The sequence below is a fragment of the Thiobacillus sp. SCUT-2 genome (assembly GCF_035621355.1).
GTDB classification, from domain to species: Bacteria; Pseudomonadota; Gammaproteobacteria; order Burkholderiales; family Thiobacillaceae; genus Thiobacillus; species Thiobacillus sedimenti.
Genome location: NZ_CP141769.1, coordinates 777,692 through 791,501, shown reverse-complemented (window position 1 = coordinate 791,501; position 13,810 = coordinate 777,692). Strand labels below are relative to the sequence as shown.

At 67.0% G+C, this 13,810-nt stretch carries 14 protein-coding genes; 9 read left to right on the top strand and 5 right to left on the bottom strand.

The features are described from left to right. Positions 1 to 12: 12 nt before the first annotated feature. The 6 genes from nusA to pnp all read left to right on the top strand — a co-directional run bounded on the left by nusA (position 13) and on the right by pnp (position 8,294). A complete protein-coding gene (gene nusA / locus VA613_RS03835) occupies positions 13 to 1,491 on the top strand; it encodes a transcription termination factor NusA (protein WP_324780540.1) in 1,479 nt (492 codons plus the stop codon). Positions 1,492 to 1,508: 17 nt separating this feature from the next. Then, positions 1,509 to 4,244 (top strand): translation initiation factor IF-2, encoded by a 2,736-nt coding sequence (gene infB / locus VA613_RS03830; RefSeq protein WP_324780539.1) that lies wholly within the window; start codon positions 1,509 to 1,511, stop codon positions 4,242 to 4,244. A gap of 97 nt (positions 4,245 to 4,341) precedes the next feature. Next, on the top strand, positions 4,342 to 4,716 hold the full coding sequence (rbfA, locus tag VA613_RS03825) for a 30S ribosome-binding factor RbfA (protein WP_324780538.1): 375 nt from the start codon (positions 4,342 to 4,344) through the stop codon (positions 4,714 to 4,716). 95 nt (positions 4,717 to 4,811) lie between these two features. Beyond that, positions 4,812 to 5,687, top strand: a complete 876-nt coding sequence (gene truB, locus VA613_RS03820; protein WP_324781215.1) for a tRNA pseudouridine(55) synthase TruB — start codon at positions 4,812 to 4,814, stop codon at positions 5,685 to 5,687. Between the two features lie 89 nt (positions 5,688 to 5,776). Further along, positions 5,777 to 6,046 (top strand): 30S ribosomal protein S15, encoded by a 270-nt coding sequence (rpsO, locus tag VA613_RS03815; protein ID WP_324780537.1) that lies wholly within the window; start codon positions 5,777 to 5,779, stop codon positions 6,044 to 6,046. 124 nt (positions 6,047 to 6,170) lie between these two features. Then, positions 6,171 to 8,294 carry a polyribonucleotide nucleotidyltransferase gene (pnp, locus tag VA613_RS03810; protein ID WP_324780536.1) on the top strand — a complete coding sequence of 708 codons (2,124 nt, stop codon included), beginning with the start codon at positions 6,171 to 6,173 and terminating at the stop codon, positions 8,292 to 8,294. A gap of 48 nt (positions 8,295 to 8,342) precedes the next feature. Here the strand turns inward: pnp and VA613_RS03805 are convergent, their stop codons facing one another. Both VA613_RS03805 and VA613_RS03800 read right to left on the bottom strand, forming a co-directional pair. Further along, a complete protein-coding gene (locus tag VA613_RS03805) occupies positions 8,343 to 9,731 on the bottom strand; it encodes a sensor histidine kinase (RefSeq protein WP_324780535.1) in 1,389 nt (462 codons plus the stop codon). Then, positions 9,728 to 10,396, bottom strand: coding sequence for a response regulator transcription factor (locus VA613_RS03800; RefSeq protein WP_324780534.1), 669 nt, complete (start codon positions 10,394 to 10,396; stop codon positions 9,728 to 9,730). The genes VA613_RS03805 and VA613_RS03800 overlap by 4 nt, the downstream gene beginning before the upstream one ends. A gap of 158 nt (positions 10,397 to 10,554) precedes the next feature. Between VA613_RS03800 and VA613_RS03795 the strand changes: the two genes are divergently transcribed. Further along, the gene (locus tag VA613_RS03795) at positions 10,555 to 10,737 is read left to right on the top strand and encodes a hypothetical protein (protein ID WP_324780533.1); all 183 of its coding nucleotides are present in this window, start codon (positions 10,555 to 10,557) and stop codon (positions 10,735 to 10,737) included. Between the two features lie 136 nt (positions 10,738 to 10,873). Further along, the gene (locus VA613_RS03790; RefSeq protein WP_324780532.1) at positions 10,874 to 11,104 is read left to right on the top strand and encodes a hypothetical protein; all 231 of its coding nucleotides are present in this window, start codon (positions 10,874 to 10,876) and stop codon (positions 11,102 to 11,104) included. 42 nt (positions 11,105 to 11,146) lie between these two features. On the opposite strand, the gene VA613_RS03785 is transcribed toward VA613_RS03790, so the two are convergent. Beyond that, on the bottom strand, positions 11,147 to 11,590 hold the full coding sequence (locus VA613_RS03785) for a hypothetical protein (protein WP_324780531.1): 444 nt from the start codon (positions 11,588 to 11,590) through the stop codon (positions 11,147 to 11,149). 20 nt (positions 11,591 to 11,610) lie between these two features. After that, complete coding sequence (dksA, locus tag VA613_RS03780; RefSeq protein ID WP_324780530.1) at positions 11,611 to 12,030, bottom strand: RNA polymerase-binding protein DksA; 420 nt, start codon at positions 12,028 to 12,030, stop codon at positions 11,611 to 11,613. 85 nt (positions 12,031 to 12,115) lie between these two features. Between dksA and VA613_RS03775 the strand changes: the two genes are divergently transcribed. Then, positions 12,116 to 12,874 carry an HAD family hydrolase gene (locus VA613_RS03775; RefSeq protein ID WP_324780529.1) on the top strand — a complete coding sequence of 253 codons (759 nt, stop codon included), beginning with the start codon at positions 12,116 to 12,118 and terminating at the stop codon, positions 12,872 to 12,874. 55 nt (positions 12,875 to 12,929) lie between these two features. Here the strand turns inward: VA613_RS03775 and folD are convergent, their stop codons facing one another. Then, on the bottom strand, positions 12,930 to 13,784 hold the full coding sequence (folD, locus tag VA613_RS03770) for a bifunctional methylenetetrahydrofolate dehydrogenase/methenyltetrahydrofolate cyclohydrolase FolD (protein ID WP_324780528.1): 855 nt from the start codon (positions 13,782 to 13,784) through the stop codon (positions 12,930 to 12,932). Positions 13,785 to 13,810: the final 26 nt, after the last annotated feature.

Genomic DNA, 13,810 nt, shown 5'->3' with positions numbered 1-13,810 from the left:
GCTGGAGGGAATATGAGCCGTGAAATGTTGATGCTGGCCGACGCGCTGGCACGCGAAAAGAACGTGGACAAGGAAGTGGTGTTCGAGGCACTCGAGCAGGCGCTCGCCTCCGCGACCAAGAAGCGCTTCAAGGAAGAATCCGACGTGCGCGTGTCGATCGACCGCAACACCGGCGACTACGAGTCCTTCCGTCGCTGGCAGGTGGTGTCGGAAGCCGACCTCGAGAACGAGGGCTACCAGATCCTGCTGATCGACGCGCAGGACACGCATCCCGACATCGAGATCGGCGATTACATCGAGGAGCCGCTGGAAAACGTCGAGTTCGGCCGCATCGGCGCCCAGGCCGCCAAGCAGGTCATCCTGCAGAAGATCCGCGACGCCGAGCGCGAACAGATCATCCAGGACTTCCTCGCCCGCAAGGAGCACCTCGTCAACGGCGTCGTGAAGCGCATCGACCGCGGCAACGCGATCATCGAATCGGGCCGCGTCGAGGGCTTCCTCCACCGCGACCAGATGATTCCGCGCGAGAACCTGCGCGTCGGCGACCGCGTGCGCGCCTATCTGCTGCGCATCGACCGCGGCGCGCGCGGCCCGCAGGTGATCCTGTCGCGCACCGCGCCCGAATTCATCATGAAGCTGTTCGAGCTGGAAGTGCCGGAAATCGAGGAAGGCCTGCTCGAGATCAAGGCGGCCGCGCGCGATCCCGGCCTGCGCGCCAAGATCGCCGTCGTCTCGCACGATCCGCGCATCGACCCGATCGGCACCTGCATCGGCCTGCGCGGTTCGCGCGTCACCTCGGTGACCAACGAGCTCGCCGGCGAGCGCGTCGACATCATCCACTGGTCGGCCGACCCCGCGCAGTACGTCATCAACGCGCTGGCGCCGGCCGAGGTCAGCTCCATCGTCGTCGACGAGGACAAGCACAGCATGGACGTGGTGGTCGACGAGGAACAGCTCGCGATGGCGATCGGCCGCGGCGGCCAGAACGTGCGCCTGGCGTCCGAGCTGACCGGCTGGGAACTGAACATCATGTCGCGCGAGACCGCCGAGGAAAAGCAGCAGACCGAAAGCCGCAAGACGCTCGACCTGTTCATTTCCAAGCTCGACGTCGACGAGGAAGTCGCCCAGATCCTGGTCGACGAGGGCTTCTCCACGCTGGAGGAAGTCGCCTACGTCCCGCTCAATGAAATGCTCGAGATCGAGGCCTTCGACGAGGAACTCGTCAACGAGCTGCGCAACCGCGCGCGCAATGCCCTCCTGACCGCCGCCATCGTCGGCGAGGAGCAGGTCGAGGCCTCCGCCGGCGACCTGCTGTCGCTCGAGGGCATGGACGCCGAGACTGCCCGCCTGCTGGCAAGCAAGGGCGTCCACACGACCGAGGACCTGGCCGAGCTGGCGGTCGACGAACTGACCGAGATCGCCGCGATGGACGCCGACCGCGCCAAACAACTGATCATGGCCGCACGCGCGCCCTGGTTCGCCCAAGGCTGATACGCCACGAGGACTGCATGAACGTTGAACAATTTGCACAGGAACTGAAACTGCCGCCCCAGCTCTTGCTGGAGCAGCTGAAGGCGGCTGGCGTCAGCAAGAACGATGTCGCCGACTCCGTCACCGAGGCGGACAAGGCGCACTTGCTGGACTATCTGCGCAAGATGCATGGCGGCGCCGCCGAAACCGGCAAGACCAAGATCACCATCACGCGCAAGCAGACCGGCGAGATCCGCAAGACCGACAGCTCGGGCAAGTCGCGCACCATCCAGGTCGAGGTGCGCAAGTCGCGCACCTACGTGAAACGCGATCCGGCCGCCCTGGCAGCGGAGGCGCAGGCCGCCGCGGAAGCTGCAGTGGCCGCCCCGCCCGCACCCGCGCCGGAGGCCGCGGAGCCGACCCCGCCCGTCGTGGAACTCAAGGCCGAGGCGCCCGCCCCCCAGCCCCCCGTGATCGAACCGCCAGCCGCACCCGAACTGCCTCCGCCCCCTGCGGTCGCCGAGGCGGCGCCTGCACCGGTCGAAGCGCCCGCACCGGCGCCGGAAGCGGCGCCTGCGGTGAAGAAGAGCACCCGCGTCAAGAAGGCCTCGATCCTCAACGAAGCGGAAGTCAAGGCGCGCGAGGACGAAGCCCGCCGCCACCAGGCGCTGCTGGAACGCCAGGCCGCCGACCGCGCGCAGCGCGAAGCCCTGCGCAAGCAGGCGGAAGCGGCCCGCGAGGCCGCCAAGCTCGCGGAAGCCCAGAAGGCGGCCGCGCCCGCCGCACCCGCCGCGCCGACTGAAAAGACGCTGCACAAGCCGGAGAAACCCGGCGCGGCGAAAGGCGAGAAGAAACCCGTCAAGAAGGCGGAAGCCGGCTGGAAGGACGACGCCGCACGCCGCAAGGGCGGGCTCAAGACCCGTGGTGGCGCCGCCCCCGAGGCGGGCTGGCGCGGTCGCAAGGGCAAGACCAAGGGTGGCCAGGAAGAAACCACCTTCGTCGCCCCCACCGAGCCCATCGTGCGCGAGGTGCTGGTGCCCGAAACGATCACGGTCGCCGAACTGGCCCACAAGATGTCGGTCAAGGCTGCGGAGGTCATCAAGGCCCTGATGAAGCTGGGCAGCATGGTCACCATCAACCAGGTGCTCGACCAGGAAACGGCGATGATCGTCGTCGAGGAAATGGGGCACATCGGCAAGCCGGCGGCGCTCGACACGCCCGAGGCCTTCCTCGTCGAAGCCGGCGAGGCGACCGAGGCCGAGCTGCATCCGCGCCCGCCGGTCGTCACGGTCATGGGCCACGTCGACCACGGCAAGACGTCGCTGCTCGACACCATCCGCCGCACCCGCGTCGCCAGCGGCGAAGCCGGCGGCATCACCCAGCACATCGGCGCCTACCACGTCGAAACGGAGAAAGGCGTCATCACGTTCCTCGACACGCCGGGCCACGAGGCGTTCACCGCCATGCGCGCCCGCGGCGCCAAGGCGACCGACATCGTGGTGCTGGTCGTCGCCGCCGACGACGGCGTCATGCCGCAGACGATCGAGGCGATCCACCACGCCAAGGCCGCCGGCGTTCCGCTGGTCGTCGCCGTCAACAAGATCGACAAGCCCGACGCCAACCCCGAGCGCATTCGCCAGGAGCTCGTCGCCCAGGGTGTCACGCCCGAGGAATGGGGCGGCGACACCCAGTTCGTCGAAGTGTCGGCCAAGGCCAACACCAACATCGACGGCCTGCTCGACGCCATCCTGCTGCAGGCCGAAGTCCTCGAACTGCAGGCCGCGGCCGAAGGCCCCGCCAAAGGTATCGTGATCGAAGCGCGCCTCGACAAGGGCAAGGGTCCGGTCGCCACCATGCTGGTGCAATCCGGCACGCTCAAGCGCGGCGACATGGTGCTCGCCGGCCAGGTCTACGGCCGCGTGCGCGCGATGCTCGACGAGGCCGGCATGACCGTCGGCGAAGCCGGCCCGTCGATCCCGGTCGAGATCCAGGGCCTGTCCGACGTGCCGCAGGCGGGCGAGGACATGATGGTGCTGCCCGACGAGCGCAAGGCGCGGGAGATCGCGCTGTTCCGCCAGGGCAAGTTCCGCGACGTCCAGCTCGCGAAGAAGCAGGCTGCCAAGCTCGAATCGATGTTCGAGCAGATGGGAGAAGGCGAGGTCAAGCAGCTGCCGGTCATCCTCAAGGCGGACATGCAGGGTTCGTACGAAGGCCTCGCGCACGCGCTGGGCAAGCTGTCGACCGACGAAGTCAAGGTCAACATCATCCACAGCGCGGTCGGCGCGATCACCGAATCCGACGTCAACCTCGCGCTCGCCTCCAAGGCGGTGCTGATCGGCTTCAACGTGCGCGCCGACGCCTCGGCACGCAAGCTGGCCGAGACCAACGGCGTCGACATCCGCTACTACAACATCATCTACGAGGCGGTGGATGAGGTGAAGGCGGCGCTGTCCGGCATGCTCGCGCCCGAGAAGCGGGAGACCGTCATCGGCAGCGTCGAGGTCCGCCAGGTGTTCCACATCTCCAAGGTCGGGACCATCGCGGGCTGCTACGTCACCGACGGCGTGGTCAAGCGCGGCGCCGGCGTGCGCCTGATCCGCAACAACGTCGTCGTCCACCAGGGCGAGCTCGATTCACTCAAGCGCTTCAAGGACGACGTCAAGGAAGTCAAGGCCAACTTCGAGTGCGGCCTGTCGCTGAAGAACTTCAACGACATCCAGGAAGGCGACCTCCTCGAGGTATTCGAGGTGGTCGAGGTGGCGCGTTCGCTGTGAGGCCCGAGGAACCAGGATCTAGGGACTAGGATTTAGGGACTGTGCGCGGTGAGCCGCGCACCCTTCCCTAGCCCCTGATTCCTAACCCCTAACAACCATGCCCAAAGACTTCCCCCGCGCCCGCCGCGTCGCCGACCAGATCCAGCGCGAACTCCCGGAACTGATCCGGCAGGAGGTCAAGGATCCGCGCGTCGGCATGCTGACCATCACCGAGGTCGAAGTAAACCGCGACATGGAGTTCGCCAAGGTCTACTTCACCACGCTGGGCGGCGACGCCGAGCACGCGGCCTGCCTGCAGGGCCTGCAGCGCGCCAGCGGCTTCCTGCGCTCGCAGCTGTCGCACCGCATGCAACTGCGCACGGTGCCCAAGCTCACCTTCGTCTACGATCGCTCGGTCGAGCGCGGCATCGAACTCACCCAGCTGATCGAGACCGCGGTCGCCGAGGACGCCAGGCATCCGAAGGACGAGTGAAAGCTGCCCTCCAGTTCGTGGCTTCGCCCGCTCCCCCCAATCCTCTCCCGCAAACGGGTGAGGGTGCCAAAGCCGGGCGCCCCCCGCGCGAACCGATCAACGGCGTGCTGCTGCTGAACAAGCCGGCCGGCATCAGTTCCAACGCTGCCCTGCAGAAAGCCAAGTGGCTGCTGAACGCCAGGAAGGCCGGCCACACCGGCACCCTCGACCCGTTCGCCGACGGCCTGCTGCCGCTCTGCTTCGGCGAGGCGACCAAGTTCTCCGCCTACCTGCTGGACGCCGACAAGCGCTATCGTGCCGTGCTGCAGCTGGGCGTCACCACGACCACCGGCGATCCCGAGGGCGAGGTCACCGCAACGCGCGACGTGCAGGTCGACCGCGCCGCGATCGAGGCCGTCCTGCCGCGCTTCAGCGGGACGATCGAGCAGATTCCGCCCATGCATTCGGCGCTCAAGCACCAAGGGCGCCCGCTTTACGAGTACGCGCGCGCCGGAATCGATATCGAGCGCCCGCCGCGCAGCGTTCACATTCGCGCCCTCGAGCTGATCGAATGCGACCTGCCCCGCGTCGTGATCGACGTGCAATGCAGCGCCGGCACCTACATCCGCACCCTGGCGCAGGACATCGGCGCGGCGCTGGGCTGCGGCGCCCACCTGACCGCCCTGACGCGCACCGCCGCCGGCGGCTTCCGGCTCGCCCTGGCCCACACCCTCGCCGAGCTCGAAGCACTGGATGCCGCCCGGCGTCGCGCCCTGCTTCTGCCGCCGGACGCGCTGGTCGCGCATCTGCCGGCGCGCGAACTCGACGATGCCGCCGCGGCGGCGCTGCGGCAGGGCCGCGAGGTGCCCGATGCGTCCTCGCCAGCGGGACTCGTGCGCGTCTACACGAGAACCCGGGCCTTCATCGGGCTCGCCGACGCCGCCGCGGGCCGCCTGAGCCCGCGCCGCCTGACCGCCACCCCGCAGGCTTGAGCCGGGGGCCCGTTTGCAGGTAAAATTCGACGTTTCCCAGAACGTGTCCCGCTCAGCCGCAGGCCACGCGATTTCACAAGGAGTGCACCATGGCTGTCACCACCGCGCAGAAAGCGCAAATCGTCCAGGATTACCAACGCGCCGCCGCCGACACCGGCTCCCCCGAAGTGCAGGTTGCCCTGCTGACGGCCCGCATCAACGACCTCACCGGCCATTTCAAGGCCAACATGAAGGATCACCACTCTCGTCGTGGTCTGCTGAAGATGGTGAGCCGCCGCCGCAAGCTGCTCGACTACCTGAAGCGCACCAACCTCGACGGCTACAAGACCCTGATCGATCGCCTCGGTCTGCGCAAGTAATCGCGACAGGGCCACTGTGATGACCCGACACCCTGCGGCGCCGGCACAGTGGATGGGGCAGGTCGCCCCCTGAATTTCGCACGCCCCGCACTTGCGGGGCGTTTTTGCTTCGAAAGGAACTCGTGTGAGCGCTATCAAGAAAACGTTTACCTACGGCCGTCATCAGGTCACCCTGGAAACGGGCGAGATCGCCCGCCAGGCGACCGGCGCCGTCATCGTCAACATCGACGACACCGTGGTGCTGGTCACCGTCGTCGCCAAGAACGAGGTCAAGCCCGGCCAGGACTTCTTCCCGCTGACCGTCGACTACCAGGAAAAGACCTACGCCGCAGGCCGCATCCCGGGCGGCTTCTTCAAGCGCGAAGGCAAGCCCTCGGAAAAGGAAACCCTGACCTCGCGCCTGATCGATCGTCCGATCCGCCCGCTCTTCCCCGAAGGCTTCTTCAACGAAGTGCAGGTCATCGCCACGGTGGTGTCGTCGAACCCCGAAGTCGACGCCGACATCCCCGCCATGCTCGGCGCCTCCGCCGCGCTGGCGCTGTCGGGCCTGCCGTTCGACGGCCCGATCGGCGCCGCGCGCGTCGGCTTCATCAACGGCGAATACGTGCTCAACCCGACCAGCTCCGAGCTCAAGGACTCCGCGCTCGACCTCGTCGTCGCCGGCACCGAGACCGCCGTGCTGATGGTCGAGTCCGAGGCGATGGAACTGCCCGAGGACATCATGCTGGGCGCGGTCGTGTTCGGCCACACCCAGATGCAGGCCGCGATCAATGCGATCAACGAACTGGCCGACGAGGCCGGCAACGACGCCTGGGACTGGGAGCCGCCCGCCGAGGACACCGCGATGGTGGCACGCCTCAAGACGCTGGCCGAGGACGGCCTGCAGCAGGCCTACAACATCAAGCAGAAGCGGGCGCGCATGGCCGCCGTCGACGAAGTGCGCAGCAAGGCCTTCGCCGAACTGATCACCGCCGAGATGGACACGGTCGCCGTCAACGCCGTGAAGGACGCCTTCCACGCGCTCGAAGCCGGCGTGGTGCGCAACCGCATCCTTTCCGGCCAGCCGCGCATCGACGGCCGCGACACCCGTACCGTGCGCCCGATCACCATCCGCACCGGCGTGCTGCCGCGCACCCATGGCTCCGCCCTGTTCACCCGCGGCGAGACCCAGGCGCTGGTCGTCACCACGCTCGGCACCGGCCGCGACGAGCAGACCATCGACGCGCTCGAAGGCTCCTACTCCGACCGCTTCATGCTGCACTACAACATGCCGCCCTTCGCCACCGGCGAAACCGGCCGCGTCGGCTCGCCGAAGCGCCGCGAGATCGGCCACGGCCGCCTGGCCAAGCGGGCGCTGCTGGCGGTGCTGCCGTCCAAGGAGGAATTCGGCTACACCATGCGCGTGGTATCCGAGATCACCGAATCCAACGGCTCCTCGTCGATGGCATCGGTGTGCGGTGGCTGCCTGTCGCTGATGGACGCCGGCGTGCCGGTCAAGGCGCACGTCGCCGGCATCGCCATGGGCCTGATCAAGGAAGGCAACCGCTTCGCGGTGCTGACCGACATCCTCGGCGACGAGGACCACCTCGGCGACATGGACTTCAAGGTCGCGGGCACCGACAAGGGCGTGACCGCGCTGCAGATGGACATCAAGATCAACGGCATCACCAAGGAAATCATGCAGGCTGCCCTGTCGCAGGCGAAGGAAGGCCGCATGCACATCCTCGGCATCATGAAGGAATCGGTGTCCGGCAGCCACGAGATGTCGGCCTATGCGCCGCGCATCATCGCGATGAAGATCAACCCGGAGAAGATCCGCGACGTCATCGGCAAGGGCGGTGCCGTCATCCGCGCGCTGACCGAGGAAACCGGCACGCAGATCGACATCCAGGAAGACGGCACGGTGAAGATCGCCTGCACCAGCATGGAAGCCGGCGAACTGGCGAAGAAGCGCATCGAGGAGATCACCGCCGAGGTCGAAGTCGGCAAGGTCTACGAAGGCCCGGTGATCAAGCTGCTCGACTTCGGCGCCATCGTCAACGTGCTGCCTGGCCGCGATGGCCTGCTGCACATCTCGCAGATCGCCCACGAGCGCGTCAACACCATCGGCGACTACCTGAAGGAAGGTCAGGTCGTGCGCGTGAAGATCCTCGAGGCCGACGAGAAGGGCCGCCTGCGCTTGTCCATGAAAGCGCTGCTCGACGCGCCGGCCGCCACTCCGAGCGAAACGCCGGAAAACGCGGGCTGACCGCGTCGCGACCGCGACAGGAAACCGCGCCTCCGGGCGCGGTTTTTTTTATGCCGGCGCTGCGGGAAAGATCACGTCCACCGCCAGTCCCACGCCCCCTTCGCCGGCCTGAAGGCGCACCTGCGCACCGTGGAGTTGGGCGATGCGCTGAACGATGGTGAGCCCCAGGCCCGCGCCATCGACGCTGCCCGACAGGCGATGAAAGGGCGCGAACACCGCCGTGCGCTGCGCCTCCGGAATGCCCGGTCCATTGTCGACGACCCGCCACGCGACCTCATGCCCCGAACGATGCACCATCAGGCCGATGCGCGTGCCGCCATAACGCAGGGCGTTGTCGATCAGGTTGGACAGCATCTCGTGCAGCAATTGCGCGTCACCCATCACCCAGGCTTCGCTATCCCGCGTCTCGAAGCCGATCTCCACGCCTTTCGCCAGCGCCTGTGGCACCCATTCGCGCGCGACCTCCCGCACCACCTCCACACCGTCGAGGCGAACGAGGCGCAGGGTGTTCTCGGCCGCGTCGACCCGCGCAAGGATGAGCAGCTTCTGCACCAGCGTGCCCATGGTCTCGCTCGACTGGGCGATGCGCTCCAGCGCATGCCGGGCATCCTCCTGGCGCGCGCTCGCCAGGGCCGCCTCGGCCTGCGCGCGTATGCCGGCGATGGGCGTGCGCAGCTGGTGCGCGGCGTCGGCGACGAAGCGCGACTGCGACTCGACCGCCTCCGACAGGCGCTGCAGCAGCGAGTTGATTTCGTCGAGAAAGGGCCGCAGCTCGGCGGGCGTCTCCTCCAGCGGCACGGGGCTGAGATCGAAGGCCTTGCGCGCGGACAGCCGGTCACGCAACCGGCTCAGCGGCTCGAGGCCCCGTCCCACGCCATAGGCGATGGCAAGGGCGGCGGTCAGGGTCATCAGCAGCATGGGAGCCACGATCGCCAGCGTGGCGCGGTCGGCCATGGCGGAACGGTGCGAAAGCGTTTCTCCCACCTCGACCAGGGCGGTCCCGCGCGCGCTCGTCCCCTTGAGCGAAAGCGCGAATACGGCAACCCGCACCCTTTCGCCGTCCTTCACGCCATCGTAGAGGATGAGCTGCCCCGGCCGGATACGCTGGTACGCAGGCAAGGGCGGCATGTCCTGCTCGCCGTCAATCACCTGCCCGGCCGGATTGACGACGCTGTGAAAGAGCAGGTCCTCCTGGTCGAACACCAGCAGTTCGCGGGCGGCGACCGGCAGGTCCACCTGTACCTGACCCTGCAGGACCTCGACACGGTCGGCCAGCGCATAGGTGCGCCGGATCAGCGAGCGATCGAAGGCGGCATTGATGAAATACTGGCTCGAGAAATAGGCGATCACCCACAGCAGAATGAAGAGCGGCAGCATCATCGCCAGCATGCGGACGATCAGCTGACGCCGCAGGCTCGCCTGCTTGCCCGCGCTCAACGTTCCGCTTCCAGCAGGTAGCCGAGGCCACGCAGGGTGCGGATCGCCACGCCGGACCCCTCCAGCTTGCGCCGCAGGCGATGGACGTAGACCTCCACCGCGTTGTCCCCTACCCCTTCGTCCCAGCCTGTGAGGCGGTCGGCGATCGCTTCCTTCGCCGTCACGCGGCCGGCGTGGTTGAGCAGGATCTCCAGCACCTCGACCTCGCGCGCCGACAACACCAGCGCGCGGTCGGCGACGCTCGCCTGCCGCTTCACGCTGTCGAACACCAGGCGCCCGATGCGAATGCGGGTGTCGGCGACGCCGTGCGCCCGCCGCAGCAGCGCACGCAGGCGCGCCAGAAGCTCGTCCAGGGCGAACGGCTTCAGCAGATAGTCGTCCGCCCCCGCATCGAGTCCGCGCACACGATCCTCGACCGTGTCCCGGGCTGTCAGGACCATGACGGGGAGCACGCCGCCGCGCTTGCGCAGGTTGCGCAGCACCTCGAGGCCTTCGCGGCGAGGCAGCCCCAGATCCAGAAGCATGGCATCGTAGGCGTAGCCTTTGAGCGCACTTTCCGCCTGCACGCCATCGCGCGTCCAGTCGACGGCAAAGCCCGCCTGCTGGACCGCGAGCACGACGGCCTCGCCCAGCGTCGGGTCGTCTTCCACGAGCAGAATCTTCATGCGCGAAGTCTGACACAAACTCCGCCGGCCGACTTCAACGCACCACCATCCGCCGCGGCCGGCTGCGTAAGGTTCGTGTAAGGATGCGCTCGCATAGTGGCGGCGTGCAGTCGACGGTCGACTGCATGCCAACCCCCTCGAACCCACAGGAGAGATTGATGAGCAAACTGACGACTTCCCTGATCGCCGCCACCCTTGCCGGCACCTTCAGCCTGGCCGCGATGGCCGCCGACGCGCCTGCGGCCCCCGCCGCCGCCGCGAAGCCTGCCGCCAAGGCGCACGCCGCGAAGCACATGGCCAAGAAGGCGGAAGCGAAGAAGGACGAGGCGGCCAAGAAGTAATCGTCCGCGGCAAGAAAAATTGCTGCGGGGCGGAAGTCGTAAGGTTCGTGTAAGCCTCGCCCCGCATAGTACCTCGCATGCAGTTGCACTCCGCGACCGCATGTTTCTTCCCTACTTGATGATATTGGAGATATAAATGAGCAAACTGATGTCCTCCCTGATTGCCGCCACCATTGCCGGTACCTTCAGCCTGGCCGCGATGGCCGCCGATGCGCCCGCCGCGCCGGCCAACGGCGGTGCCGCGGTCGAGAAGCCCGCCGCTGCCCCGAAAAAGGCCCACAAGCGCGTCAAGAAGCACAAGAAGGCCGCTGCCAAGAAGGCCGAAGAGAAGGCAGGCGACGCCGCTGCCGAACCCGCCAAGAAGTAATTCTTCCCGGCACAAAAAACCGCGCCCTCGGGCGCGGTTTTTTTATGCCGTTCCGGCGAGGAAGGATTGCCACCAGCGCTTGCGCTGGCCGGTCACCACACCTTTCATTTCGAGCTCGCGCGGCGGCGTCTTGCTCATCGTCCAGCCCGGCAGCACCGAGGATTTCATGGAGCTGGAGCCGCACGAACTGCCGAGATGGTTGGGGTCGTAGATCTTGACGAAGTTGGGCGCGTCGAGGTCGTCCGCGTAGACGATCGCGCAGTAGTCCTCGTGATGCTCGCGCCGCAGCAGTTCGTCCAGTTCACGCATGAACTGCTGCACCTTGTCGGCCGCAGACGGCGCCTGCGGCACATCCTGCCCGACCGCGTACAGATACCAGCCGGCGCCGGCATCGACCTTCTCCCAGAACGCCGTCAGCTGGTCCCAGCGCATCACGCTGTAGAGCAGCCCGTTGTAGTAGCGGTCGAATTCGCTGGTGTCGGTCATGGCGTGCGGGCCCGGTGGGTTTACTTGGCGACCTGACGTTCGCGGATTTCCTCGAGCGTCTTGCAGTCGATGCACAGCGTCGCCGTCGGGCGCGCCTGCAGGCGCTCCAGGCCGATCTCGACGCCGCAGGATTCGCAGTAGCCGTAGTCGCCGCTGTCGATCTTCGCGATGGTCTCGTTGATCTTCTTGATCAGCTTGCGCTCGCGGTCGCGGTTCCTGAGTTCCAGCGCCATGTCGGATTCCTGCGTGGCGCGGTCGTTGGGATCGGCAAACACGGTCTGCTCGTCCTGCATCGAATGCAGCGTGGTATCGATGTCCTGCGACAGCTCGGCTTTCCAGGCCTCGAGCATCTTGCGAAAATGCGCGAGCTGCTTCGCGTTCATGTATTCTTCGCCCTTCTTGGCCTTGTAGGGCTCGAAGCGCATCAAAGTTTCAGCCATCTTTTTTCTCTTCGAAAGTCAGTCGTTCTCAGGGCTCGGCCCAAACGCGATTTTTTAACAGAATCCTTCACTTACCGCAACCCGCATGACACTCCAAGCCCTTCTTTTCGACGTCGACGGCACCCTTGCCGACACCGAGCGCGACGGTCACCGTCCCGCCTTCAACCAGGCCTTCCAGGACGCCGGCCTCGACTGGCACTGGGACGTCGCCCTGTACGGCAAGCTGCTCGCCGTCACCGGCGGCAAGGAGCGGATGAAACACTATATCGACCAGTTCCGTCCGGACTATAGGAAGCCCGAGCACTTCGACGAACTGGTTGCCGACCTGCACAAGGCGAAGACCCGCCACTACAGCGCGCTCGCGGCGCGCGGCGGCATCCCGATGCGCCCCGGCGTCAAGCGGCTGCTGATCGAAGCCCGCGCCGCCGGCCTGCGCCTGGCGATCGCCACCACGACCACCCCGGAAAACGTGACCGTGCTGCTCGAACACAGCCTCGGCCCCGGCACCGAGGCCTGGTTCGAGGTCATCGCGGCGGGCGACATCGTGCCGGCCAAGAAGCCCGCGCCCGATATCTATCATTACGCACTGGAGAAAATGGGCCTCGATCCCGCCGACTGCCTCGCGTTCGAGGATTCCGAGAACGGCCTGCGCGCATCTCTCGGCGCCGGACTGAAGACGCTGGTGACGGTCAACGACTACACGCTCGACCATGACTTCAGCGGCGCCGCCGTGGTCCTGTCCGACCTCGGCGAGCCGGGTGCGCCCAACCGCGTCATCGCCGGTCCGGACTTCGGGCAGCCGTTCGTGGATGTCGGATATCTCCGCACGCTGCATCGGGGCTAGCGATTAGGATCTAGGGAATGGGCGGCCGGAGGCCGCGCCAATTGCCCCTGCCCCCTCAGGGATTGTGCATCAGCGCGGCTTCGAGCGTGTTCTCGAGCAGTGTCGCCACGGTCATCGGCCCCACGCCGCCCGGCACCGGGGTGATCCAGCTGGCACGCTGCACGGCACCCTCGTATTCGACGTCACCGCAGAGCTTGCCGTCCGCCAGACGGTTGATGCCGACGTCGATCACGATCGCGCCTTCGCGGATCCACTCGCCCGGAATCATGCGCGGGCGCCCCACCCCCACCACCAGGATTTCGGCCGAACGCACGAAGCTCTCGAGGTCGCGGGTGGCGCTGTGGCACACGGTGATGGTGCAGCCGGCCAGCAGCAGCTCCAGGCTCATCGGCCGGCCGACGATGTTCGACGCGCCGACCATCACCGCGTTCTTGCCGCGCAGTTCCTCGCCGGTCGCGCGCAGCAGCGTCATGATGCCGCGCGGGGTCGAGGGCCGCAGCGTCGGCATCTTCACCGCGAGGCGGCCGATGTTGTAGGGATGGAAGCCGTCGACGTCCTTGTCCGGCCGGATGCGCTCGATCACCGTCTCGGCGTCGATGTGCGGCGGCAGCGGCAGCTGCACCAGGATGCCGTCGATCGCGGGATCGGCGTTCAGCGTGTCGATCAGCGCCAGCAGTTCGTCCTGCGTCGTGGTTGCAGGCAGGTCGTGCGACACGCTGGTGACGCCGCCGCGTTCGCAGGCGCGCTTCTTGTTGCGCACGTAGACGGCGGAAGCGGCGTCGTTGCCGACCAGGATCACCGCGAGCCCCGGGCGACGCTTGCCCTGCGCCTCGCGCTCGGCGACCTTGTCGTGGATCACGGCGAGAATGGTGTCGGCCATCGCCTTGCCGTCGAGAATGCGTGCGCTCATCGAGTAACCCTGAAGCAAAAGGGCGA